The sequence below is a fragment of the Chitinimonas sp. BJB300 genome (assembly GCF_002735695.1).
Taxonomy (GTDB): Bacteria; Pseudomonadota; Gammaproteobacteria; order Burkholderiales; family Chitinimonadaceae; genus Chitinimonas.
Window position 1 is genome coordinate 1 of the sequence record NZ_PDZH01000066.1, and the last position, 25,837, is coordinate 25,837.

Here is a 25,837-nt window from a genome sequence, read left to right on the forward strand (position 1 = left end):
ATGCCTGAGCATCAAGACGCAGAAGAACCCATTCGCACTTTGCCGCAAGTTACTGATCAACGCCTCCCGCGCGGCTTATGATCAGTTACAGCTGCTTCTCGCAGCTACTGCGTAACATCAGTTACTAATGTTAGAAGACCTTTGCATTAAAGTAGCGCAACCGACTTGATCTGCGCCCAAACCTGGCTGCCCGGCGCAATGCCGAGCTTATCGAGTGAGTAATGGGTGATGCGTGCCAATAGGAGGCTGCCGCCGATATCAAGGCTGATTAATACATGGGCGGGATGGCTTGCGGGGGAGATGCTACGTACTGTGGCGGGCAGGCGGTTGAGGATGCTGATATCGCTGTGGGCGCTACAGGCCAGACTCACATCACGGGCTAAGATACGGACGCGGCGTTTTGTACCTTGCTGTGGGACGTCTGGCACCAGTAGTTCTCCACCGCGGAAGCCAAGGCGGGCCAGTTTGTAGTGTGTGTCTGTGCTCAGGCGTTCGGTTTCCAGGATAACGCTGAGTTCTTCGTCGAAGATGCTGGGTAAATCGGGCCGCGATAAGGTTGCTGATAATTCTCCCTGCGCTTGCACTTTGCCCTCATTGAGCAAAACCAAGTAATCAGCCAGCCGGCTGACTTCATCCATGGCGTGGGTGATATAGACCATGGGCAGGTCGAGTTGCTGCTGTAGTTGGGCCAGATAAGGCAGGATTTCCTGCTTACGCGCTTGGTCTAGGGCGGCCAAAGGTTCATCGAGTAGCAGTAAGGATGGTGAGGTGAGTAAGGCACGGGCAATGGCTACCCGTTGGCGTTCGCCGCCGGAAAGCTGTGGTGGACGATGCGCGAGGAGTGGCGCGAGATCGAGTAAATCGATGGTATGTTGCAAATCGATTTTGCGAGCAGCGGGCGAAGTGCGTTGGTAACCAAAAGCCAAGTTGCCGCGGACATTAAGATGCGGAAACAACTGTGCATCTTGAAACACCATACCAATGCCACGTTGCCAGCAGGGCAGGAAGATGCCACGGGAACTGTCTTGCCAGAAAGTGTCGCCTTGTTGGATCTGACCTTTCGCCTCCAATTCTAGGCCAGCCAGACACCGCATCAAGGTTGTTTTGCCCGAACCTGAGGGGCCGAATAGGACGGTTATTCCGCTGTCGGGTAAGGCAAACTCGGCATCGAGGCAAAATGGGCCTCGTTTCAATTGCATGTAGGCGTGCAGGCTCATCGTGCCACTCCGCGCTTTTGCAATAGCTGCAGCCCCAACAACACCGTAAAGCTGAACAAAAGCATGCCCCCAGCCAGCCAATGCGCCTGGGTATATTCCAGGGCTTCCACATGGTCGTACAGCTGCACCGAGATAACGCGGGTTTTGCCTGGGATGTTGCCCCCTATCATCAACACCACACCGAACTCGCCTACCGTATGGGCAAAGGTCATCACGGTGGCGGTGATCAACCCCGGCTTAGCCAGAGGTAGCAGGACAGTGAAGAAGGTATCAAGTGGAGACGCGCGTAGTGTCGCTGCCGCTTCCAGCGGTGTATTGCCTATGGCTTGAAAGGCTTGTTGCAAGGGTTGGATGGTGAAGGGCAACGAGTAGAGCATCGATGCCAGCAAGAGCCCACTAAAGCTGAATGGCAACAGACCCCAGCCGAGTGCTATAGTCAGTTGGCCTAGCGGCCCCTGGCTACCCAGCGCAACCAATAGGTAGAAACCCAAAACGGTTGGCGGTAGCACGAGTGGTAGTGTGACAACTGCGCCAATCACTTTGCTGAACCAATGCTGGGAGCGGCTTAGCCACCATGCCAGCGGTGTGCCGAGCAGCAGCAAGAGCGCAGTGGTAAGCGAAGCCAGCTTAAATGTCAGCCCGATGGCCGACCAATCGTCAGCCCCAAGCAACATGGTGGCGGCTCACCATGAATAGCCGTAGCTGCTGATAATCTTCCGCGCTGCATCTGCGCGCAGGTACTGCAGCAAAGCCTTGGCTGCGGGTCGATCATTCCCTTTTTTCAATAGCACGGCATCTTGGCGAATGGGATGGTGCAGGTTGTCTGGTACCAGCCATGCAGAGCCGCTGACCAGCTTGCCTTGCTCATAAACCTGCGACATGGCAACAAAGCCTAGATCAGCATTGCCTGTGGCAATGAACTGGTGGGTCTGCGCGATGCTCTCACCCGTGACGGATCGGTCGGTGAATTGGTTGGCGATGCCCAGTGCTTGCAGCGTTTCCATTGCGGCACGGCCATACGGCGCTAGCTTTGGATTGGCGACGGCAAGGTGTTGGAAATCACCGGTACGCAGTATTTCCCCCTTGGTGTCTACGCCATTGGGTTTGGCGCTCCATAAAATCAAGCGGCCGATGGCATAGGTAAAGCGGCGGCCGGGCTCGGCGAGCCCCTCTTTTTCCAAGCGTTCAGGCGTTTCATTGTCGGCGGCAAGCAATACTTCGAACGGTGCGCCATTAACGATCTGTGCATACAGCTTACCGGTAGCGCCGGTCGAAATAATGACGCGATGCCCGCTTGTTTGTTCAAAGGCACGCGCTATCTGTTGCATGGGTTGTTGAAAGTTGGCTGCGACGGCGATGCTGACTTCGTCGGCATGGACCGAGCTGGCCAGCCAGCAGCAGATTGTGATGCTTACTATCTTGCTCATTAGCGCCTCTTGGGGTGTTGTCGTCAAGCAACAGTTTTAAGTTGGACGCGACATCAACTGCATGGAATAGATACCCGCGGCAGTCATGGCGAAGGAGCCCAGCATATGAGCGGCGGCAGTGAGCAGCCCCCAACCTGTCTGCCCTTTGAGCAACATATCCACCACCTCTGCGGAGAAAGTGGAAAAGGTGGTCAGGCCGCCCAGAAAGCCGGTGACGATGAATAATCGCCATTCAGGCGGTAAGGCGGTGTTGGAACTGAAGAAAGCGAGGGCCAAGCCCACCAGATACCCGCCCGACAGATTGGCGGTCAAGGTGCCCAGGGGCAGGTTGGGGAGCAAGGGATTGAGCCAAAGGCTAAGTCCCCAGCGGGCTAATGCACCTAACGCCGCCCCGAGCGAGATGGCGGCAATCGCTAACCACATTGAAGGTGGCTCCGGGATAGGCCTTGAGAAGCGTCGCCATGCATGGGCTGATGGAGTTCGCTGACGTTGGTAGGTATTGTATGTGTATAGAGCCTGCCCAGGATCGATCATGAGCAGGCTCTAGGGGTTTGTACCACAGGCTTGGCTGGCCCTAAGAACCTGTCTAAAGTCTGCTGTGCGTCGGCAATATGGCGTTGAAAACACCCTCGGTATGCTCATTTACCACTTGTAAACTCCGCTTCCTCGGCTGTTTTCGCCTTATCTTGCCCTAGCTCGCGAGACTTTAGAAAGGTTCTAAGGACCTGATTGCAATCTTACTGCGCAGCTGTGAACAGGGCGCACGTACTGCTCGAAATCCAAATGTACAAAAGTACACTCCGGTTTCTGAGCTGCGCTTCACTCTGCTGACAGCTGCTCGTGACAGATCGAAACAGGCTCTAGGCGCGTGGTCGCTTCACTACTTGCACGCCCAACTGCTTTAGCTTGCGGTACAAGTGCGTGCGTTCCAAGCCTACCTTGTCAGCCACCCGGCTCATATTGCCGCCTTCCTGACCAATATGGTGCTCGAAATAAGCCCGCTCGAACTCATCACGCGCGTCGCGCAATGGCTGGTCGAAATTGAACTGTGGGCTGTTCAACGACATAGCCTGGGCGCGTGGCGGCGAAAACTGCGCCAGCACCCGGCTTACCGGCACCGCGTCGATATCGCTGTCGGTTGACGTCATCGCCAGGCTCTTGACGATGTTGTGCAGCTGCTCGTGATTCCCCGGCCAGTCGTGCTGGCGTAATGCATTAAGCGCAGCGGACGTGAAACGGCGTGGGCCGATCTTGTTCGATTCGATCACGCTTGCCAGCGTGTGCTCGGCCAATTCCGGAATGTCCTCGCGATGTTCACGCAGGGCTGGCAGTGGCACGACCAACTGCGACAAGTAGGTGAATAGTGCCGGATCGAAGCGGTCGATCAGCTCTGGCAGGCTTTTCGAGGTAGCGCAGATCAAGCGCACATTGTGCTTTTCAAGCTTGGGCAAGAGGCTGACCAATGCTGCCTGGGCACGCCGTTCGTAGTGGCCTATGTCGCGCAGGAACAAGGTGCCGTTGGCAGCGCGTACGACGAGGTCCACACCGCTTTCCACCAGCGCATCTTGGCTGTCTGGCGCGACAAACGAAGCGGTTGCCCGGGTCAGGTAACGCGCGCAGGCGACAAAGCCGCTGCCGGGTTCGCCAGTCAACAGCAGTGGCATGGCAAGATTCTGCGCCTGGTCCAGTTGCTTTTTCAGGATCAATACCTGAGGACTCTTACCCAGTGCGGCGAGCGAGTTCTCTGCCACCTTGGGTTGTACTTCACCATGCTTGAGTGCCCGTTTGACGGTAGACAGCAGCTTTTGCAGGCCGATTGGCTTTTCCAGGAAATCGAAAGCACCAATGCGCGTTGCTTCCACCGCGGTATCAATTGTGGCGTGGCCCGACATCATCACAACAGGCATGGTCAGTTGGCCGTTGCTACCCCATTCCTTGAGCAGCGTTACGCCATCGGTGTCTGGCATCCAGATATCCAGTAGTACCAGTGATGGTCGGCCTTGGTTGCGATATTGACGGGCTTGCTTGGCATTTTCGGCTACCACCACCCGATAACCCTCGTCTTGCAGAATTTCCGACAACAACTCGCGAATACCGATTTCGTCGTCAACGATCAGAATGTCGTTACTACCCACGCGTGCTCTCCCCTGATGCGATTTGCGTATTGCCTTCTGCCAATGGCAGATCGATCCGCACGCAAGCGCCGTGCGGTTCGACGTTAAAAGCAGCTATCTGACCGTGATGTTCGTCGATAATCTTTTTCACCACGGCCAGCCCAAGACCGGTGCCCTTTAGCTTGGTGGTTGCATAAGGCTCGAATATACGTTGCAAAATCGCCTCATCAAAGCCAGGACCGTTGTCTTCTACCGACAATCGTACCGCGTTCCGGCGTTGTTCGGTACGTAGGCGTATACGAACGAGCAAATCGCCACTGGCAGCCTCCTGGGCATTCTTGAGCAGGTTGTGCACAACTTGACGTAGTTGAGTCACATCGGCGAGTACCCACAGCGGGCCTTCGCTAAGGTCTTCACGTTCGATAGGCGCGGTTTCGTAAAGGACCAAAACCTCATCCAGCAAGGCTTTTACATCGACAGGCGCCAATACTGTGGAGGGTTGGCGTGCATATTCGCGGAACTCATCCACCATGCGTTTCAGCGCCCCTACCTGGGCCACGATGGTCTGGGTGGAACGAATCAGCACATTGCGTCCAGTTTCATCCAACTGTTCGGCCAGTCTGTGTTCAAGGCGTTCTGCCGCAAGCTGGATCGGGGTGAGCGGGTTGCGGATTTCATGCGCCAGTCGCTTGGCGACCTCCCCCCAGGCAGCATCACGCTGGGTGCGTAACAAGTCGGTTACATCATCAAACACCACCACTGCGCCGCTGGGGCGTCCCTGTGACTCATGTAGTTTGGCGCCACGCGCCAACAGGATGCGCTTATTGCCATCAAAGCTGACTTCAAGCTGGCGCTGCCATTCCCCGCTGTTTTCTTCAAAGGCGGATAGCAGGCCGGCGGCAAAGCTTGCCAGATGTGGGTAGGTTTCTGGCCAATCCGGCAGACGCATTACATCCAGAAGGCCAATCTCGGCATGCAGTCCATTGGCGGCGCTCAGGTTGGCAGCACGCAGACGCCAGCGTTCGTCAAAGGTCAGTACACCGGCAGTCAAGCTGCCCAACACGGTTTCCAGGTACGCCTTGGCGGCGGTGGTTTCCTGCTGTTTCTGTTCCAATTGGTCGCGCGCTTCGGCCAGCTGGCGCGTCATTCGGTTGAAGCTGTGGGTCAGCGTCCCGAGCTCATCCTGGCTGACGATGGGCTGCACCTGCGAGTAATCCCCCTGTGCGACGGCGCGGGTGCCGGCTGCGAGCACCGTCAGTGGTGCGGCCAGTTTTTCCGATAGGAACATACCCAGCACGACGGCTGCCAGCAGCGCCAATAGCAAAGCCAGCGTGAGCGTCAGCCCATAGTTGAGCTTGAGGCCGCTGCGGGACAGCGATAGCTGCTTATAGGCATTGCGTACCTTCTCAACCTTTTCAGCATCTTCCGCCAACTTTTTTGGTACGGGCTGAATCAGCTGTAGGGCACGCGTTTCGGGGCCGAAGCTGTTTTTGCTGCTGTAGTTGGGGTTGACCGGCACAATCACCCGTAAGCTCAAGCCATAGTCCGGGGTGGATTCCAGTGCCCGGTAAGGCAATTGCGCCAGCACTTGCTTGAGAATTGCGCGCTCAGGCACGAGGGGGACAGGATTGGCGCGTTCGTCGCCGACGTGGGCGATTACTCTGCCCCGCGCGTTGAATAAGGTGGCTTCCTGCACATTGGCTTGCTCGCGCAGGCGGGTGAGGGTGGCGAGCGCTTCGGGGCCGACGTCCCCTGCGAGCTCGCCAGACATGACCCGTGCCTTCTGCATCAAGTCATCCAGCGAATAGTCGAGTGCTCTGCTGCCCAGGTTTAGGCCACTGTCCAAGGCGTTGTCTACGCGCACATCAAACCAGGTTTCGATGGATTTGGTCAGGAACTGTACGGACAGCGTATAGACCAATGCGCCCGGCAGTACAGCAACCAGCGCGAACATCAGTGTTAGCCGCCACGCCAGCCGCGAGCCGAACAATCGGGCGGTTACCTGTCGGCGCAGGCGTAGCAGCCGTGCACCGACAATGGCAGTGAGGCCGGCTGCCATCAGTGCATTTAGGCCGACCAGCCACTCGTAGTACTGGCCGAAGAGTGTGGTATTGCTACTGGCGGTAGCCAGGAGGAACAAAAGAATAGCTGCGAGGGAGCCCAGCAATACCAAGGTATTACGCATGAATGTGGTAAGCCTTGCTTGCGTGGGAAGTGAGAAAAGATTGCATCAGCGTGCCTGAATCAAATGAGGTGTATCAACGTTCCTGAGGTCTTTACAGAAGCTGTTAAGCAGTAAAACGGCGCTAACGGGCTTCGTGAAATTCAATCCTGGTGGGTTCGGTTTCCAGCCGCCAGTCCGCGTCGCCAATCAGGCTCAATTGCAGCGGTTTGGGTAGGCTGTCTTGGTCTAGCCGCATCGTCAGTTCGCCAGCAAAGCGGCTGTCGAACCTACGGGTGACCGAGCCACGTTCGGCAATATGCCATTCACGCACAACCCCCAGTCCCCGCAATGCACTGTTGAGTGTGTCGTAGCTTTGGTAGAGTGTGCCAACGCCAACCCGGTAGGTGCGGGTGAGGCTATGGTAAGACAGTTTGAAGTCGAGGCGGGCGCTGGAGTCGAACCAGTCGGTTACGCGCCGCCATGCCCAGTACCAGCGTGGCTCGGTCAGCGTGAACTCTACCGCGAAGGTCAGCGGTATCCCGGAAAGCAGCGCGCTTTCATGCACGGCGTCCAGGTTGACGATGAAACGAGCGTCCACACTGAGTTGGCCATCGCGTTCAAGCCCCGAACTATTTTCCAGCTCGATAGTACTGGCCGCGGCTTGCGCCAGCCAAAAGCAGACGCATAAACGCATTACCCAGCGGGTAACCTTAAGCCTTGGCAAGCAGTGCGTAGAAAAAGCCATCGTGGCGGTCGTTGGGCAACAGTTGGCCACTGGCCGGTAAATGTGATGGCAGGGGAAGCTGCCGGGCATCGGGATGTCGTACCAGGAATTCGCTGATATGCGCTTGATTTTCCTGCGGGAATACCGAGCAGGTAGCGTAAAGCAGTGTACCACCGGCCTTTAGACAGCCCCACAATGCATCTAGCATAGCTGCTTGCTGCGCGGCAAATTGTGCGAAATCAGCAGGTCGGCGTAGCCATTTGATGTCTGGATGCCGTCGCGCAACACCGGAAGCCGAACACGGCACATCGGCCAAAATGCGGTCAAATGGTTGGTTATCCCACCATTCAGATGGTTTGCTGGCGTCCCCCTGCTTTAGATTCGCCTTCAGACCCAGCCTGTCGAGATTCCCTTGCACCCGTTGTAACCTTGTTGCATCAACGTCGAGCCCGGTGAGGTAAATATCCGACAGTTCAAGCAGATGGCTGGTCTTGCCTCCTGGAGCGCAGCAGGCATCAAGGACACGCATACCGGCGGCTGCATCGACGAGTTGCGCTGCGTACTGCGCACCTAAGTCCTGCACCGAGCATAGGCCTTCGAAAAAGCCGGGTAGTTGATCCACTGGTACAGGCTTGTCCAGCAAGATACCTGCGCTATCGACGGCAATGGCTTCCAACCCGGCAGCTTGCAGTTGTGCAAGATAAGCATCCTGGCTGGTTTTGCGGCTGTTGACGCGCAAGCTCATTGGCGGATGTTGGTTGTTGGCGCGCAATACGGCTGTCCATTCCTGTGGATAGGCCCTGCGCATGGCTGCAACCCACCAGGCGGGATGATTCCAGCGCGCTTTTTCGTCTTTGCCGGCCATCGCCATCAGGGCATCCTGCTGCCGCAGAAAGTTGCGTAGCACGGCATTGACCATGCCTTTGGCAAAGCCGCTGTTAAGCTGGCTGGCGACTTGGACAGCATGGTCGACTACCGCGTAGGGTGCGGCGCGACCCCAGGCCAGTTGTGCAATACCGGTAGCGAGCAGACTGCGTATGGCAGGGTCGGTATCGGGCCGTTTAAGCAATTGGCGCAACACAAAGTCGATTTCACCGTAGTGGCGCAAGGTGGTATAGGCAATGTCTTGGATAGCCGAGCGCTGGCGTGCTTCCAGCGTTGTATTTTGCTGACGCTGGCGCGCTAGGACGTCGGATAGATTACGACCGGCCAGAACGGCGGCTACGGCTTCGCTGGCAAAGCGCTGACTCAAAAGCATGATGTACTTCCTAAATTCGGTGTGACGCAACACCCGATTGACTCTTCGACATCGTCTTGTACGGTGATGTCGCTTTTAAAATTGGGGGTTTTGTTCAGCGCAGTATTTCGCCTACCTGTAATTTGCCGCCGGCCAGGAAGTCTCGTGCACCAAGGCGTTTGGCACCTGGGCGTTGTAGTTCGGTAAGGCGCACAGCTCCCTTGCCCGCCGCTACCAGAATGCCCTGTGCATCTACGGCCAACACGGTGCCGGGTACGCCTTGCTCGCTGCTTGCTGTGCCGGCCCAGCACTTGATCAAGGTGTCGCCATGGAGGGTGGTACAGCCGGGGAAGGGGTCGAATGCTCTTAGCCGTAATACGATGTCGGCAGCGGGCATCTGCCAGTCGATGCCAGCCTCTTCCTTGCGGATTTTCTCCGCATAGGTCACGCCGGCTACAGGTTGAGGGGTGGCGTTTGATTGCAGCAACGGCAGGTTTTGCAATGCGGCGACAATGGCTTGGGCACCGTACTCCGCTAATTTGTCATGCAGGCTACGGGTACTGTCTGCATTGGTAATCGGTACGGCATGCCTGCTCAACATCGCTCCGGTATCAAGGCCCGCATCCATCTGCATGATGGTGATGCCCGTTTCGGTATCACCGGCTTGAATGGCACGCTGAATGGGCGCAGCACCACGCCAGCGCGGCAGCAGCGAAGCATGGATATTCAGACAGCCCAGGTGCGGCATATCAAGTACTACTTGCGGCAGGATAATGCCGTAGGCAGCCACCACCATTACTTCAGCATCAACAGCCGTTAGTGGAGCCTGTTGCTCGGCTGTACGTAGCTTTTCCGGTTGATAAACAGTGATGTTATGGCGTTCCGCCAATTGTTTAACCGGCGAAGCCAATAGTTTCATTCCCCGCCCCGCGGGACGGTCGGGTTGTGTAAGTACCATCACTACTTCATGGCCGGCATCAAGCAAAGCTTGTAATGCAGATGCAGCGAATTCGGGCGTACCGGCGAAAATTATTTTCATGGGAAAACCTGTTCTAGCAATAAGCAAAATGCGAGACGGTATTAAGCAAGTCGGCCGACTTTAGAGCCGGCCGACTTGATTTACACGATCAATTTACTACATTGTCTTTCGATGGTTTTTTTTCAGTTTGTTAAGAATTCGACTTTGTTTTAGACGGGAAAGTCTTTCAACAAATACCTTACCGTCCAGGTGATCGATCTCGTGTTGAATACAATTTGCCAAGAGGCCGGTGGCTTCGATTTGAAAAGGTTGGCCATTGCGATCCAGCGCTTCTACTACAATGTGTTCAGCACGTTCAACCGATTCATAAATGCCGGGTACGGATAAGCAGCCCTCTTCAGAGAGTACTTGGCCGTTTGCAGAGATAATTCGAGGATTAATGAAAGCGCACAATCCGTCTTTTTCTTCGCTGATGTCGATCACAATCAACCGCACGTGTGCATCTACTTGCGTTGCGGCAAGGCCTATGCCGGGCGCTTCGTACATCGTCTCGGCCATATCGTCGATGAGGCGACGAATTTCGTCGTCGACTTTTTCCACAGGGCGGGCGATTTTATGTAAACGCTCGTCGGGATAATGCAGGATATTCAGAATCGCCATATTTTCTTGCTAGCTTAAGTATTTGAATGCAGAATTTGAACAATCGGTTTAAATGCACTCGGCATAATTGCCGTGTTTAAGCTGCAGTCAAACAAGGACTTGGACAATGCCCCTGCCAGCAACCCGTACTTCGCTCATTTCCCGACTGATATCCGGCGCCATTATAGCGCTGACCATCACCTTCCCGGCTATTGCCGACGAACTGCGTCTACAGGACAACGCGCCTGAACGTTATGTGGTCGTCAAAGGCGACACCCTCTGGGATATTTCCGGGAAGTTCCTGAAAGACCCGTGGCGCTGGCCGCAGATCTGGAACATGAATCGTGATGAGATTAAGAATCCCCACTGGATTTACCCCGGTGATGTGATCGTGCTTGATACCAGCGGCGGGAGTCCGCGTTTGCGTCTGCTGGGGAATAAAAACAACGATGGCCTGCGTGCGAACATGAAATTGGATCCGCGCATCCGTATTACTCAATTTGACTCACAAGCTGCGGCAACGATACCGGCTCAGGCTATTGAACCTTATCTGTCCAAACCGCTGATCGTAGATGAGCAGTCCTTCAAAAATGCGCCGCGTGTCGCGTTGGGGCCAGATAACCACGTCGTGATGTCGACAGGCGACACCGTGTATGCCGTCAATTTAACGGGCAATCGGGGCGAAACCTGGCAGGCATTCAGCGGCGGTAAGGAAATTCTTGACCCGGATACGAAGGAATTACTTGGCTATCAGGTGAACTACGTAGGTGATGCAGATGTCCTCGCCGTGGACGAAGTTAGCACGCTGAAGGTCCAGCGTGTGGTCCAAGAGGTCTCCATCAATGACCGGCTGATCCTGAAGCCTCGTCGTGAGTTCCCTAACTATGTGCCGCGTGTGCCAGATACGGATGTGCGCGGTAAGGTTATTTCCACATATGGTGGTGTGAACGATGCCGGCCCTTACACTACTGTTGTGATCAATAAGGGTGAACGTGAGGGCATTGTGCTGGGCCATGTGCTGCAGACATTCAAAGCACCGCGGGAGGTGCGAAAGGAAAGCAAGAGTGAGCCCACCAAGTTGGCTCCAGCCGAGAAAAACGGCTTTGTATTCATTTATCAGGTGTTCCCAAAACTGGCTTATGGCCTGGTCTTGAACAGCACGCAGCCTGTCAACCTGCTCGACGAGGTACGTAATCCCTGATGTAACTGTAACTTGGTGGGGAAATATAGCGATCGACCAGGTTCGATCGCTATATTTTTTGGCTAAGAACGTGTCTAAAGTCTCGCGAGCTAAGGCAAGAGAAGGCGGAAACAGCCGAGGAAGCGGAGTTTACAAGTGGTAAATGAGCATTCCGAGGGTGTTTTCAATGCCATATTGCCGACGCGCAGCAGACTTTAAACAGGTTCTAAGAACCCGTTCGCTATCTTTGATGCGTAGCAATAGGGCGAATAGGAACTAAAGGGTTGAATGCGAGATCAAGATAGCGAGGCTTGGCTAAGGCTGATGTTGGTGCACGGCATGGGCCCCGCTTATGCCGTGCGCTTGCTTTCGGCATTTGGTACACCTGCGCAGGCTTTGGATGCCAGCCTCGCTGCACTGGGCAAATACATTCCAACCAAGCTGGCCAAGGCGCTTAAACAAGGCCCAGTGCCTGCGTTGCTGGAAAGTAGCCTGCAATGGTTGGGCATACCTGAAAACCGGTTGTTGACTCTGTCTGACCCGGAATATCCCCCACGTTTGTTGCAAATCGCAGATCCTCCCCCGCTTCTATATCTTAAAGGTAATACTGCGTTGCTCAGTCGGTCGAGCGTCGCTGTTGTCGGTAGTCGTAATGCCACGCCTCAAGGTGTTCAGAATGCGGAAGCGTTTTCGCGAGAGCTCTCCTTGCGCGGTTGGTGTATTGCTTCTGGTTTGGCACTGGGTATTGATGCCGCGGCGCATCGTGGAGGTTTGATGGGGCCGGGCTCCACGATTGCCGTGGTGGGTACAGGGCTTGATATTGTTTACCCGGCACGTAATCATGCCTTGGCACACGAAATTGCGCGTACCGGCGTCATTATTTCCGAGTTTCCGCTTGGTACGCCGGCAAAGCCAGGCCATTTTCCGCGCCGGAACCGTATTATTTCGGGCTTGGCGCGGGGGGTTTTGGTGGTTGAGGCGGCATTGCAAAGTGGGTCATTGATTACTGCGCGTGAGGCGGCGGAACAAGGGCGTGAGGTATTTGCGATTCCGGGTTCCATTCATTCACCGGTTGCCAAGGGATGTCATTTATTGATCAAACAAGGCGCCAAGCTGGTCGAAACCGCCGCCGATATTCTCGATGAACTGGATAGCGAGTCATACCCGATATTGCCACTCTCGCTTTGTACGAATGAAGAAGGGTCGACTGACCCGAAAGCCGCGGCCCTGCTTGAAGTGCTTGGGTATGACCCTGTCGATATTGATACGCTGACCCACCGAGCTGGCTTGACGCCCGAGCAGAGCTACGCGATCCTGTTGACGCTGGAGTTGGATGGCAAAGTGGCCAAACTCCCTGGGGGGCGTTACCAACGACTTGTCTGACCTGCGGCTGCATCGCAGAGAAAGTTGTCTGGTGACAGCCCGTCTTACCCTGTTATCGAGGTCTTTTTTCCCCATGTTCGATGTGCTCGCTTTTCTCTTCGAACAATCTGTTTCGCTGGACGACTATCCTGACCGTAGTGCACTGGCAAAACAGCTGTCTGCCGCTGGCTTCGATGAGGAAGAAATCGATGAGGCGCTGGACTGGTTGTCTGAATTTGACCAACTCAACTTGGCGCCTTACGCTGCGCTGGATAGTGGCGAGCTGTTGCCGCGCGTACTGCATCCGCGGGAGGCCGGCCGGTTGGCCGCGGAAGCCCAGTCGTTGTTTCATTATTTGTCGAGCTCAGGTGCGCTTAGCGCCGGCCAGCGTGAGTTGCTGATTGATCAGTTGATGCAAAGTAATGCGCAGTTGGTTGATGATGAAGCGGTAAAGCGTGTTGCACTGATGGTTTTGTGGCGGCAAGGCAATGACTTGGCCAATCTCTTGATTGAAGAGTTGCTATTCAGCGAGTCAGATGTCGCTATGCACTGAGAACCTGTTTACGATCTTACTGCGCAGCCGTGATCAGAGCTCATGTGCTGCTCAGAATCCTCATGTACAAAAGTACATTCCGGTTTCTGTGCTGCGCTTCACCCCGCTGACGCCTGCTAGTGACAGATCGTAAACAAGTTCTGAGCGCTGTGTTCAGTGATATTCCCTGGCGTGGGTAATTGGAAAATAGCGTACCCGCGCCTACATTGTTCCTATTGGAATCTGTTCGCGATCATAACGAGCGGCTCTTGGTTGGTTAAAGCGCAGCAAAAAGCCGTAGTGTGTGGATATACACGACGGTTTTGGCAGTGTTTGAAACTTGGCTGGTGAGCGCCGTTAAAAAGCGAACAGTTTCTTAGAACCTGTTTACGATCTTAACTGTGCAACTGTGATCAGGGCTCATGTGCTGCTCGAAAGCCTCATGTACAAAAGTACATTCCGGTTTCTGCGCTGCGCTTCACCCTGTTGACGGCTGCTCGTGACAGAGCGGAAACAGGTTCTTAAGGATATGTTCCTGCCTGGGCAAACCTGCCCAGGCTTTTCTATGTTGAATGAAACCGCCACTCGCGGAGCCCGCATGGCCGATAACTTACTGATTGTTGAATCGCCCTCCAAGGCGAAGACATTGAAAAAATACCTGGGCAAAGATTTTGAGATCCTTGCCTCCTATGGTCACGTGCGTGGCTTGGTTCGCAAAGATGGCTCGGTGGATGTCGAGCATGATTTTGCGATGAAGTATCAGATCATCGCCAAGAACGCCAAGCACGTGGATGCCATCATTTCTGCAGCAAAGGCTGCCAAGAACGTCTACCTCGCAACTGACCCGGATCGCGAAGGTGAGGCGATTTCCTGGCATCTGTTGGAGATACTCAACGGTAAGAAAGCCTTGGACGATAAGTTGGTCAAGCGGGTGGTTTTTCACGAAATCACCGAGTCGGCAGTGCTGGCGGCCGTTGCGCACCCGCGAGATGTGGATGCGCATCTGGTAAACGCTCAGCAAGCCCGTAGCGCCCTTGATTACCTGGTCGGGTTCAATCTCTCGCCGCTGTTGTGGCGGAAAGTACGCTCCGGCCTTTCTGCCGGCCGGGTGCAAAGTCCTGCTTTGCGCTTGATTTGTGAGCGTGAAAAGGAAATACGCGCTTTTGTTTCGCAGGAGTTCTGGTCGATCCATCTCGATAGCCATAAAGGGCGGACCAAATTCGGCGCTCGGTTGAATGAGTGGCGCGGCAAGAAACTGGAACAGTTCGATATGCCGAACGAGGCCAGCCAGGCTGAGATCCTCAAGGCGATCGAAGGCAAGCCCGCTGCCGTTACCCATGTTGAAAAGAAGCGCAAAAGTCGTAACCCTACAGCCCCCTTCACCACGTCGACCATGCAGCAGGAGGCCGTGCGCAAGCTCGGCATGACGACGGACAAAACCATGCGTACCGCGCAGCAGCTATACGAAGGTATTGCGCTGGCGGATGGCACGGTGGGTTTGATTACCTATATGCGTACCGACTCGGTCGCATTGGCGAACGAGGCTTTGGCTGAGATACGCGCGTTTATCGGTAACAATTTCGATGCCGAGTCGTTGCCGGCCCAGCCGGTCACCTACAAAAACAAATCCAAGAATGCCCAGGAAGCACACGAGGCGATTCGGCCTACGTCGATTCTGCGTACGCCTGCTTCAGTGAAGGCATTCCTGAGCGCCGAGCAGTTCAAGCTTTATGAAATGATCTGGAAGCGCACACTGGCCAGCCAAATGGCGCCCGCACGGTTTGATACCACCAGCGTCGATATCGCTATTGGAGAAGCAATGTTTCGTGCCAGTGGTCAGGTATTGGTGTTTGCCGGCTTCCTGGCAGTGTATGAAGAAGATGTGGATGACGCGGAGGATGAGGAACACGCGAAACTACCCCCATTGGAAGCAGGTGAGGAAGTGCCCGTTGATAAGCTCTTTGGCGAGCAGCATTTTACCCAGCCACCACCGCGCTTCTCGGAAGCCAGCTTGGTTAAGGCGCTGGAAGAATTCGGTATTGGCCGGCCATCGACTTACGCTTCCATCATCAAGACATTGAAGGACCGTGAGTACGTCAATCTGGACAAGAAGCGCTTCTTGCCAACGGATACGGGTGAGGTGGTGAATAAATTCCTCACCGACCATTTTGCTCAGTATGTCGATTACCAGTTCACTTCCAAGCTGGAAGACAAGCTGGATGAAATTTCCAATGGCGACCGCGATTGGATACCGGTGATGCAGGAGTTCTGGACTGGTTTTTCAAACCAGATCGAGGAAAAGAAGGCGCTGAAGCGTTCGGAAGTAACGCATGAGGCACTGGACGAGGCTTGCCCGAAGTGTGCGAAGCAATTGACGGTACGTCTGGGCAAGCGAGGCCGTTTCGTGGGGTGTACTGGTTACCCAGAATGCGATTACACCCGGGATATGAATGAGACGGCTGAACAGAAAGCCGAAGAGGCGGTCCAGGTTATTGAGGACCGCGTTTGCCCTGACGATGGTGGGCAGCTGATCATCAAGACAGGTCGTTACGGAAAATTTATTGGCTGCGCCAACTATCCAAAGTGCAAGCATATCGAGCCATTGGAAAAGCCCAAGGACACTGGCGTAGGGTGCCCTGTTTGTAAGCAAGGGATGTTGATTGAACGTAAGTCGCGTTATGGCAAGCTTTTCTACAGTTGCAACACTTACCCCAAATGTACTTATGCCACTTGGAATCCGCCCATCAATGAAGCCTGTTCCAAGTGTGGTTGGCCGGTCATGACATTGAAGACGACCAAGCGGCGTGGGTTGGAAAAGGTCTGCCCGCAGAAGGAATGTGGCCATACCGAAACGGTGATGACACCGGAGCAGTTGGCATCGCAGGCTGAGAGCGTCGAGTAAGTATCAGAATGGGTTCGATCGGCTGATCGGGCCCATTTACATTGGGCAGTTTTCGCTGAGTAGCGAGACCGTGGCGGCGTTATTTCGAGAGTAAGATGTGCTTTCCGGACTACGGAGATGAAAGACATGAACGCTCGTCGGCCGCTCGACGATACTCGCAGCCAACGCAATGCTACGCATGATTATCTGGAAGCATTGGATGCGGCTGGGCAACTGATCACCGACGCGAGCCAGGAAGGTATTGAGCGGGCGTTGGTGATGATTGCGGAAGCGACACAGGCGGATGCGTCAGTCCTTTATCGGCACCCACCTGGGGGCATGCGCGCCAACCGTGTCGGGTCTTGGAATGGTGAGGTACTGCTGCCTGCTCAGGTTGCCGACAGTCTCGCCCAACTTGATTACCGATTTTACCGTGATCTGCATGAAACACTTTCTGCTGGCTTAATACTGGAAAGGCACATCAGCGAACTTCTGCCAGCTACCCAGATCATGTTGTCGCCACTAGGGGTGCTGAACCTATTGTGCCTTCCCTTATTGGATGCGGGCGAGCTGATCGGCTTTCTGGCTATGGTCTATCGCAAGGTGCCGCCCAAGCGCATCGAAAGTGAATCCCGGTTTCTGTCCACCTTGGCGAATTACCTGGCCGTGGCGCTAGTCCGCCAGGAAACGGAAAGCCGTGCGCGGGTCAATGCACTAAGGCTGGCTACGCTGGTGGGTGCAACGGAAGACATGGTGTTTGAACTCAACGGTGATGGCGTAGTGGTCAATGTGTGGTCTGGTCACCCGGCGTTGCCTAATGCGAATCTGGTCGGTTTGACGTTGGACAAGGCCTTTCCCCAGGACATGGCATGGGCGCTAAGCCAAGCCCTGCCCAATGCACTGGCAAACGATGCACCGGAGCAGGTTGAGTTCACGCTACCCAGGCTTGATGGCGCAATCTATTGCATAGGGCGGCTGCAAGGCGTATTGAACGAAGCGGGAAAGGCTCGCCACGCTGTGGCGTTGATCCGCGACGTAACCGAGCTGATGCGCGAGGAAGCACGTAGACGCGCCATGGTGGAAACGCTGGATGTGCTGGAAGAAGCCATCATTGAGCTGACGTCAGAGGGTGTACTTAGCCGTGTTTCCGCCGCCTGGGCTACTTTGCGTTCCATCCCAAATGCCGGCCAGGTCGATATTGATAAGCCGCTGATCGATTTTATACATACCGAGGATCATGCCGAGGTGAACCGTGCCTTTGCTGAAGTGTTGGGCGAAGGCGCGCCGCTGATGGTGCGGTTTCGTCTGACGCGTACCAGTGCCGACCCATTGTGGCTGGAGGCCAAGCTGCTGCCTGCATGGGGTACCAACGGCAAAGCGGTCGGGTTGCGTGGTGTACTGCGCGATGTGACGACAGCGCATCTGCATGAGGCCAGCATAAGGCAGATGGCGCTGTACGATGGATTGACGGGCCTGCCGAACCGGGTGCTGCTTGATGACCTGCTACATCAGGCGCTGGCGCGTTCCAATCGGCATAGCACCCGCGTAGCGCTGGGGTTTATCGATCTGGACCATTTCAAGCAGATCAACGATGCCTTTGGCCACCAAGCGGGCGATCAGGTGTTGGCCACTCTGGCGCGTCAGATTCGTTCAGTGTTGCGTGAAGAGGATGTATTGGCCCGTTGGGGCGGGGACGAATTTATCGTCATGCTGCCCGATTTACCCGACCAATACACGCTGGCGACGGTGGCGGAACGCCTGCGTGAGATTGCGCGGCAAGGCGTAGTGGTGGAAGGCATTGAGACGCGCCCGACTATTTCCATCGGGATGGCGATTTATCCGGATAACGCCAATAGCGCCGAGGCCTTATTGCGGGCGGCAGACAGCACCATGTACCACGCCAAGAGCATGGGGCGGAACAATGTGCAGTTCTATAGCGATGTCTTGCACCTTAAGAGCCCGGGGCGTGAACACCTGGCCTTGCAGACACGGTTGAACCAGGCAGTGCTGAACAATGAGATGCAGGTATTCTACCAGCCGGTTGTCAATGCCCGGACTGGTGAAGTGACCGAGGTGGAAGCCCTGGCGCGCTGGCATGATGACAGCACTGGTTGGATTACCCCGCAGTTGTTTATCCCGATGGCGGAAAAGATAGGGTTGATTAGCGAGTTGTCTGAACAGATCATCGTTCAGTCTCTTACCAAACTGCGTGGTTGGCGTGAGCGCGGGCTCAAGCAACGGCTGAGTTTGAATATATCGCGCAATCTGCTTTTTTCACCGCGTTTTGTGCAAAACTTGATTGCCACGGTAAGCGAATACAGCTTGCGTACCAGCGACATCATTGTGGAGGTCACCGAAAGCCTGGCGCTGACCGACCATACTCGCCAGTCCCGGCATTTAAGTAGTTTGCACGAAGCCGGTTTTAAGATTGCGATTGACGACTTCGGTACGGGTTACTCGTCGCTCTCACAACTGCATGAGATGCCTATCGATATGATCAAGGTTGATCTGAGTTTTACCTCGCGGCTAAATACCGAAGCAGGCCGCCGTATTATGCAGGCCATTGTCCAGATGGCGCATGCACTGGGCCTGGAGGTGATCGTCGAAGGGGTGGAGAATCTGGTAGCCGCCCGGTTCTTGCAAGGCTTGGGCGTAGAGAAGATGCAGGGCTTTCAATTCAGCGAACCCATACCGGCCGGTGTGTGTGAGTTGCATATGCAACTGGGCCTGGATGGCAAGATTTGAGCGACAGCTTGTCCCTATGCAGCTCAACCGGCAGTGGTTGAGGGGCGAAAAAACGCAGATTTACGGTTGTTGACGATGTGCCGACTAGCGGCCTGGTTTTGCAAAATGTCGTTAGTACATCCAGAATGCCGCCCTTTGAAAAATAAGCGCCGGGTCTCATGCTCAAATTGCTGTCCGTTTTCTACAGCGTCTATGTAGGCCTGATGTTTGGTATGGGCTTGGTGTTGGTGTCGCTTACCTATCCACTGGCCATGCTGCTCGCAGAGCGCCGCAAGCTGACGGTGATTTACACCATCAACCGCTATGCGATGAGAGTATGGGGCGCGCTTACCGGCATCCGTCTTCGTGTCGAAGGCCAGGCAGCGTGGTTGCCCGCGCCGGTTATTGTAGGTAATCACTGCAACATACTCGATATGCCAATTTGTGCGATGGCCTGCGTCAAGCCGGTCAAGCTGCTGGCCAAGGCGGAATTTGCCCGCGTGCCGGTGCTGGGCTTCATGTTCCGTACCTTCGCGGTATTGGTCGAGCGAGACTGCGCCGAAAGCCGTAGAGCAGGCGTAAAAGCCCTTAGTGGTGCATTAAAGGCGGGTTGGCCGATCTTCATCTTCCCGGAAGGCACGCGTAACCGGGGGGCATCGCCGTTGCAGAATTTCAAGGATGGCGCATTTCGTACCGCGATAGCAGCCCAAGCGCCTATTCAACCCTTTGTGCAACTACGTATGCGCCAGGTGCAGTTGCATAATCGCTTGTTGTTCAAGCCAGGGCAGTTGATCTTCCGCTGGTTGCCGCCGATCTCGACGCTGGGTATGACCGATGCCGATGTGCCAGCTTTGCGGGCACGTGTCTATGCCATGATTGAAGCCGAACTGCTTCGTGAAGATCCGTCGTTCGTGCTGTAGCTTTCCAAATTAAAAACGGGCACGGCTTTGGGGGTGCCCGTTTTGTCATCTATTGCTCTGGTTTGTGATTTGGCGTGGCCGTCACGATCTCCTTGGGTGCGATAAAGAAACGCTGGGGAGAGCGCAGGAGGCGCTGGAACAATTTGCGGACCAACGATCGTCTGTCTACAAAGCGTATCCGTCGTGACCGTAGTGCCACCGACAGCGCCAAGCCGAAGCTCACCGCAAGGTTGGTCAGTCCGATCAATAAGACACCTACGCTGGATGTAAGCCAAATCTGCCAGGGTAGTTGGAAGTCCAAAGCCACTGCGGCATAAGCCAGGTTGGCGGACGAGAACGTGATATGGCGGATATCGAGCGGCAAGCCGAGCAGAAATCCCAATGTGCCCATCGACCCCAGCATGATGCCGAAGAAGAAATTTCCCGCTAGCGCGCCCAGGTTGTTCTCGATATACGTACAGATGCGTTGCCAGCGTGCCTCACCAAACAGCCGGCGTGGTAATTGCAGCTGCATCAGCCTTGCGGGGATACGGTTGTAGACAGCTTTATTGTCGTAATACCCCGAGATAAGGCCCGCCAGGAAGAGACAGCAGCCGGCAATGGCAGCATGGGGAATCGCCAAGCTGTGGAAGGGGTCGAGGTCGTGCAGCAGGGAATAGGCTTTTTCGGTGCTGATCGGCTCGCTATCCAGCCCGTATTTCAAGCTCAGGGCAATCAACAGGGCCGTAGGGATGGCGATCAGCACATTCCCCATGATGGCGACAAACTGGGTCCGAGCGACGGCTTCAATCAATTCGACCAAGCCATCCTGCGCGTCGCCGGCTTTGCTCTGGCGCTCGATGCTTGCGGCAATCTTGGCTGCCGTCATGGCGGGCTGTTTGGTTGCAATGGTGAAATGCAGCATGTGAATTAGCATGAAGCCGAGCGAATAGTTCATGCTGAAGGCAAAGGCTTCGATCAAGGGCGCGAGTTTGAGCTTGGCGGTAAAGATCTTAAGCAGCGCCATGAAGCCGACAATAAAGCCCGCGCCCATGGCGGATTTGGCCATGGCCAACCATTCCCGCCGGTTGCTGGCAATGTAGTGCTCACCTGTGCGGCCGGCATGCTCGGTGATTTGCAGGGCCAGTAGGTCGGTATTGGTGGCGAACAAATCACGCAGGCTGGTCTTGCGATTTTCGGCTTCCACCAGTTGCTTGAAAAAGCGAACGGCCCGTTCTGGTGTCTGCCGGGAATGTTCCTGTTCCAGCAGGTCGAGCACCAGCCGCAGGCGTTCAAGATGCTGCGACAGACGCACCATCAGATAGGTCAGACTGACGCTTACACCTTCATGTGCTGATGTTTTGCGTACCCGCATCACGATTTCGTCGCACTGGTCCAGCAGGACACACACCGCCTTATCATCCTCGCGGGATTTACTGGGCTCTATCAGTTGCGCCTTGTAGCCTTCGAGGTAGTCTCTCAGCTCGACATTCTGGGTCAGAAATGGCGATTCGAATTTCTCTATTGCGGGATAGTTGCGCACCAGTTCGGGCTCCAGGCCGATGGCGGAGATGCGATAAGACAAGACCTGGGCGGCCTCGACCAGCTCCAACTGGGTGTTGCGCTCGTCGTGCGCGTGATTGCCTTCGGCGAAATTAAGCGCTTGCCAGACTTCCAACCAGACGGCATCGGGGACTGCGTTTACCCACTCATAGTCGTCCTTGTGGTCGAACACCCGGCCAAACAGGTCGCGCAGATAATCATCCCGGTATTCGCTGGGAAGCAGCTTTTCCCCCAGGCGTCGTCGAAAGGCGCTCCAGACGCCTTCATTGGAAAGAATGCCCGCATCGGTGTAGAGGTGCAACTGGCGGCGGCTACTTACCAATTTCATCAGGTAATGGCGAAGTGCGCTGCGGTAGGCGGCATTCTGGTCGAGCAGCCACGCCAATGAACGTAGGGAGTTGGTAGCCAGGTTGATCTGCGTCACATTGTGGGGGCGCAGGGCGGCAATCAGGCCGGCCAGACCAGTTGGCGAGCGGTCGGACTGGGTCGCTACAATGGCTTGCAGGGCACTTTCCAGCGTGAGGTTTTGGCTCATAGGCAGCACTCGGCAATAAAAAGAATAATGGAGGCGCTAGGTGGGGATAAAGTTCGTCCCACCTGCACAGTTGGTTTGGTTGACTAGTATTACGGACCGAATCTGACCCGTGTTGGTTCAGATTGCGTTGGCAGCACGCTTACGATTGCATCATCTCAGTGAATTTTAAAAACCGGTTTGATACCAGAGCAAGCACCATGCCGATATATTCCCAGATAGGCATGGTAGCAATCGATTGATCTTCTGTCGCAACCATAGGCTGATATTCACGTTACGGAGTGGGTTGTTTATAGTGCGGGCCTACCGGTTGGTGAGTACAAGTATGTCCGATAAAGCCCGTATCGAAATCCGTTACTGCACCCAATGCCGCTGGTTGCTGCGCGCGGCTTGGTTGGCGCAAGAGCTGTTAACCAGTTTTGAGCAGGAGATTGGTGAGGTCGCCTTGCAGCCAGACATTGGGGGCATATTCACAGTACACGCCGCTGGCGTGCTGGTGTGGGAACGCAAGGCGGATGGGGGCTTTCCGGATGCGGCAGTGCTCAAGCAGCGGGTACGTGATGTGATTGCACCGCAGAAACCACTGGGCCATAGCGATGTGAAGCAGACCGATGAGGGCTGGCCGTTTCTGAGTGAGAAGGCCAGTTCTAAGAACCTGTCTAATGTCTGCTGCGCGTCGGCAATCTGGCGTTGAAAATACCCTCGGAATGCTCATTTACCACTTGTAAACTCCGCTTCCTCGGCTTTTTTCGCCTTATCTTGCCTTAGCTCGCGAGACTTTAGACGGGCTCTAAGTGGTATGCGGCAGGGTGAAGAAGAAAGTTGCGCCGACTCCTGGGGTCGATTCTGCCCAGATACGCCCGCCATGCTGATGGACAATGCGTTGTGCTATGGCCAAACCCATGCCGCTACCGGGAAATTCGTCTGCCGCATGATAACGCTGGAAAGGCCTGAATAAGCGGACGGGCGGGTCCATATCGAAGCCTGCGCCATTGTCGCTGATGTAAAACACCTCACCGCCCCGGGCATCGGGTTGCACGCCGATTTCAATTTGCGCCAAACTGCGGTGGCTGCTGAATTTCCAAGCGTTGCTAAGCAGTTTTTCCAATAGCGTATTGACCAGGGCGGCATCGGCATACGCCGGCATGATATCGGCGATCTTGACTTCCACTTGGCGTGCCGGCCCGCGCCGACGCAGTTGCGTCATGATGGATTGTGTCATGTCATGCAAGTTGATGCGGCTGCGTTGTACGCAAAAACTTGATAGTTGGAACAGTATCAGCAGGTCTTCCAGTTGCTCGTTGATACGAGCTGCTTCACCGCAGATCCTCATCAGATAGAGGCGGGCGTCTTCAGGCATACGCAACAGATAGTCTTGCAAAAGGATGTTGCCAAAGCCGTTGATGGTGGTCAGGGGTTTACGTAAATCATGGGCGACCGAGTAGGCGAATGACTCTAGGTCATGATTCATGTTTTCCAATTGGGCGGTGCGTTCTTCCACCGTGCGTTCAAGGCTACGATAGCGTTGTGCATTGGCCAATGCCTGGGCCGCAATGGCGGCAAGGTGTTGCAACAGTGCCAATGCTGCTGCATCGGGTGTATGCGGTTGCGCCCAGTAAGCGCCGATAGCCGCTTGTGGCGCGGTTGTTTGCGACACCGGGGTCATGACGACGCTGCGTACGAAGGTGGGTCGATAGTACGCGTGAGCTATCTTCAGGTCGGCATAGATATCGGGAATGGCTATCTGGCGCGCCTGCAACATGGACTGCCCGCCCAGGCAGGTCGCAAGCACGTGGCGCTGGCCTAGCCACAAAGGTGCAATAGCATCTTCTTCGGCGTAGTAAGACTGCTCCCCTTCACGCAAGATAAACGTGGCCCCATCGGCTAGCGCCAGATTACGGACGGCGCTGAGTATGAGGGAGAGGATTTCATCCTGCCGTCGGGCTTGGGACACCTGCTCGGACAGCAGCAGTAAATCAGTTTGCAGGCGATTGTGTAGGTGGAGTTGTTGGAGGCTGGACTCGGCGGGCGGCGGGTCGAGCAATATCTTTGCTGTACATTTGAGTGTCCAAAGGTCGTGTTTGGCGACGATATGGCATAAGCCAGCCAAAGCGGGAAAATCACTGGGCTGGTCCACCAGCAAGATAAATGGCAAACGGGGTTGATAGCGATGCGCTAGCGACATGGTGTCCTCCGCGTTGCCTTGCTGCGGCGGCGCTTCGGAAATCATCAAATCGTAGATATTGCGCTGTAGTGCCTCGCCACATGCCTGGGCGGTGGTTACGATGTTCAGCGCCACATCCAGGCCGATATGGGTTAGCGCCTGCTGTACCTGCTGGGCATCGACGTGATTGTCTGCGAGGTAAAGTACCTGTTTGACCATGCCGGTAGTCCTTCTGCTATGGGTCGTCTGTGCCACGAAGGGCGCTGGCGACCCAGCCTTCAGCACATTAACTTAACCGGGTTTATAGTCAATTTGCCGTCGACAAGCTGCGCTTAATGTGTAGCGTGACGCTATGTGCGTTATCTGTCCCCGTACTAAGAACCTGTTTACGATCTTGCTGCGCAGCCGTGATCAGGGCTCATGTGCTGCTCGAAAGCCTCATGTACAAAAGTACACTCCGGTTTCTGCGCTGCGCTTCACTCTGCTGACAGCTGCTCGCGACAGATCGTAAACAGGTTCTAAAGCATTCCAGATCGCCGTATTGTCAGGGGCGGGTCAGCTGCAGGAAAAATTCTCGATTGCCGTCACCGCCTTCAATTGGGCTGGCAAACCAGTCGATGCAATGTAATCCGAGTTCAGTTGCGGCTGTCTCCACTTTGGTGCGTACCTCAGCGTATAAGGCCGTGTCACGAACAATGCCGCCTTTGGCGATGTTCCCCCGCCCGACTTCAAATTGTGGTTTAACCAATAGCAGAAACTGGCCGCCAGGTATGACCAGCGTGGCAAAGGCGGGTAGGACCAGGGTCAGGGAAATAAACGATACATCAGCGACGGCCAGGTCGAAACCGCTACCGCCATTGGCAGCCTGGATGGCAGCGATATCCAGCGCCCGGGCATTGACGCCTTCAAACTGCTGTACCCGTGGGTCAGCCGCCAGACGAGGGTGCAACTGCCCATGGCCTACCTCCACGCCGACTACACTGGTAGCACCAGCCTGTAGCAGGCAGTCGGCAAAGCCGCCGGTAGAGATACCGACGTCCAGGCAGCGCCAGCCTGTTACATCGAGTCTGGCATGGCTCAGTGCGCCGGCAAGTTTGAGGCCGCCGCGTGACACAAAACGGTCAGCGGGGTGGGGCTCTACTTCCAATAGGGCATCGGCCAATAATTTCTGGCTTGGTTTGGTTAGCGGGATGCGTTGGTTGGCTTCGATTAGATAAACGCGGCCAGCTGCAATATATTGCTGGGCGGCGGTACGAGAGGGGGCCAAGCCCAGTTCGGTGAGGCGCAGGTCAGCGCGGATCAGTTCAGTCATGGAACCGATTTTAATGGGTGAAGGTGCTCGTGGCGCGACAAGACGGCTGGAAACAGCTTAAATAACTGATGTTACGCAGTGCATACGCTAACCTGTCGCCATGAAGAACAAAGAACTCGATTTGTACACCGACTATTTGCTGAGCACGTTTGGCGCGGCGACAGCAACGGGCTTGTCGGCGATGGTA

20 protein-coding genes are annotated in these 25,837 nt (G+C 55.4%); 7 read left to right on the forward strand and 13 right to left on the reverse strand.

Translation table 11 applies throughout. The annotated features are described in order from the left end of the window. Positions 1-146 precede the first annotated feature (146 nt). The 10 genes from modC to def all read right to left on the reverse strand — a co-directional run bounded on the left by modC (position 147) and on the right by def (position 10,522). The gene (modC, locus tag CSQ89_RS12485; protein WP_099406484.1) at positions 147-1,217 is read right to left on the reverse strand and encodes a molybdenum ABC transporter ATP-binding protein; all 1,071 of its coding nucleotides are present in this window, start codon (positions 1,215-1,217) and stop codon (positions 147-149) included. After that, the gene (modB, locus tag CSQ89_RS12490) at positions 1,214-1,891 is read right to left on the reverse strand and encodes a molybdate ABC transporter permease subunit (protein ID WP_099406485.1); all 678 of its coding nucleotides are present in this window, start codon (positions 1,889-1,891) and stop codon (positions 1,214-1,216) included. The genes modC and modB overlap by 4 nt, the downstream gene beginning before the upstream one ends. A 9-nt stretch (positions 1,892-1,900) precedes the next feature. Next, complete coding sequence (gene modA, locus CSQ89_RS12495; protein ID WP_099406486.1) at positions 1,901-2,644, reverse strand: molybdate ABC transporter substrate-binding protein; 744 nt, start codon at positions 2,642-2,644, stop codon at positions 1,901-1,903. Between the two features lie 36 nt (positions 2,645-2,680). Further along, on the reverse strand, positions 2,681-3,067 hold the full coding sequence (gene crcB, locus CSQ89_RS12500) for a fluoride efflux transporter CrcB (RefSeq protein WP_099406487.1): 387 nt from the start codon (positions 3,065-3,067) through the stop codon (positions 2,681-2,683). A gap of 437 nt (positions 3,068-3,504) precedes the next feature. Beyond that, positions 3,505-4,779, reverse strand: coding sequence for a sigma-54-dependent transcriptional regulator (locus CSQ89_RS23695; protein WP_099406488.1), 1,275 nt, complete (start codon positions 4,777-4,779; stop codon positions 3,505-3,507). Then, positions 4,772-6,943, reverse strand: a complete 2,172-nt coding sequence (locus CSQ89_RS12510; RefSeq protein ID WP_099406489.1) for a sensor histidine kinase — start codon at positions 6,941-6,943, stop codon at positions 4,772-4,774. The genes CSQ89_RS23695 and CSQ89_RS12510 overlap by 8 nt, the downstream gene beginning before the upstream one ends. Positions 6,944-7,064: 121 nt before the next feature. Then, entirely contained in the window at positions 7,065-7,616 is a 552-nt protein-coding gene (locus CSQ89_RS12515; protein ID WP_158228986.1) for a DUF4390 domain-containing protein, read from the reverse strand. A 16-nt stretch (positions 7,617-7,632) separates the two neighbouring features. After that, positions 7,633-8,904 carry a 16S rRNA (cytosine(967)-C(5))-methyltransferase RsmB gene (rsmB, locus tag CSQ89_RS12520; RefSeq protein WP_099406491.1) on the reverse strand — a complete coding sequence of 424 codons (1,272 nt, stop codon included), beginning with the start codon at positions 8,902-8,904 and terminating at the stop codon, positions 7,633-7,635. Positions 8,905-8,998: 94 nt separating this feature from the next. After that, a complete protein-coding gene (gene fmt / locus CSQ89_RS12525) occupies positions 8,999-9,922 on the reverse strand; it encodes a methionyl-tRNA formyltransferase (RefSeq protein ID WP_099406492.1) in 924 nt (307 codons plus the stop codon). Between the two features lie 96 nt (positions 9,923-10,018). Next, positions 10,019-10,522: a peptide deformylase gene (gene def / locus CSQ89_RS12530; RefSeq protein WP_099406493.1), complete on the reverse strand. Its 504-nt coding sequence runs from the start codon at positions 10,520-10,522 to the stop codon at positions 10,019-10,021. Between the two features lie 106 nt (positions 10,523-10,628). Here def and CSQ89_RS12535 point away from each other — a divergent pair, with 106 nt between their 5' ends. From CSQ89_RS12535 to CSQ89_RS12560, 6 genes are all read left to right on the forward strand, one after another. Beyond that, the gene (locus CSQ89_RS12535) at positions 10,629-11,702 is read left to right on the forward strand and encodes a LysM peptidoglycan-binding domain-containing protein (protein WP_099406494.1); all 1,074 of its coding nucleotides are present in this window, start codon (positions 10,629-10,631) and stop codon (positions 11,700-11,702) included. 267 nt (positions 11,703-11,969) lie between these two features. Further along, positions 11,970-13,064 carry a DNA-processing protein DprA gene (gene dprA / locus CSQ89_RS12540; RefSeq protein ID WP_099406495.1) on the forward strand — a complete coding sequence of 365 codons (1,095 nt, stop codon included), beginning with the start codon at positions 11,970-11,972 and terminating at the stop codon, positions 13,062-13,064. Further along, positions 13,015-13,596 (forward strand): DUF494 family protein, encoded by a 582-nt coding sequence (locus CSQ89_RS12545; protein ID WP_099406496.1) that lies wholly within the window; start codon positions 13,015-13,017, stop codon positions 13,594-13,596. Before dprA ends, CSQ89_RS12545 begins: the two co-directional genes overlap by 50 nt. Positions 13,597-14,173: 577 nt before the next feature. Continuing rightward, positions 14,174-16,477, forward strand: coding sequence for a type I DNA topoisomerase (gene topA / locus CSQ89_RS12550; RefSeq protein ID WP_099406502.1), 2,304 nt, complete (start codon positions 14,174-14,176; stop codon positions 16,475-16,477). 117 nt (positions 16,478-16,594) lie between these two features. Further along, positions 16,595-19,201 carry a putative bifunctional diguanylate cyclase/phosphodiesterase gene (locus tag CSQ89_RS12555; RefSeq protein ID WP_099406497.1) on the forward strand — a complete coding sequence of 869 codons (2,607 nt, stop codon included), beginning with the start codon at positions 16,595-16,597 and terminating at the stop codon, positions 19,199-19,201. Between the two features lie 158 nt (positions 19,202-19,359). Then, positions 19,360-20,100, forward strand: coding sequence for a lysophospholipid acyltransferase family protein (locus CSQ89_RS12560; RefSeq protein ID WP_099406498.1), 741 nt, complete (start codon positions 19,360-19,362; stop codon positions 20,098-20,100). A 49-nt stretch (positions 20,101-20,149) separates the two neighbouring features. On the opposite strand, the gene CSQ89_RS12565 is transcribed toward CSQ89_RS12560, so the two are convergent. Then, a complete protein-coding gene (locus CSQ89_RS12565; RefSeq protein ID WP_099406499.1) occupies positions 20,150-22,177 on the reverse strand; it encodes a site-specific recombinase in 2,028 nt (675 codons plus the stop codon). 322 nt (positions 22,178-22,499) lie between these two features. Between CSQ89_RS12565 and CSQ89_RS12570 the strand changes: the two genes are divergently transcribed. After that, on the forward strand, positions 22,500-22,868 hold the full coding sequence (locus CSQ89_RS12570; RefSeq protein WP_099406500.1) for a SelT/SelW/SelH family protein: 369 nt from the start codon (positions 22,500-22,502) through the stop codon (positions 22,866-22,868). A 96-nt stretch (positions 22,869-22,964) separates the two neighbouring features. Here CSQ89_RS12570 and CSQ89_RS12575 read toward each other — a convergent pair whose 3' ends face one another. Further along, positions 22,965-24,557 (reverse strand): sensor histidine kinase, encoded by a 1,593-nt coding sequence (locus tag CSQ89_RS12575; RefSeq protein WP_099406501.1) that lies wholly within the window; start codon positions 24,555-24,557, stop codon positions 22,965-22,967. 325 nt (positions 24,558-24,882) lie between these two features. After that, entirely contained in the window at positions 24,883-25,650 is a 768-nt protein-coding gene (locus tag CSQ89_RS12580) for a TlyA family RNA methyltransferase (protein WP_186293306.1), read from the reverse strand. Positions 25,651-25,837: the final 187 nt, after the last annotated feature.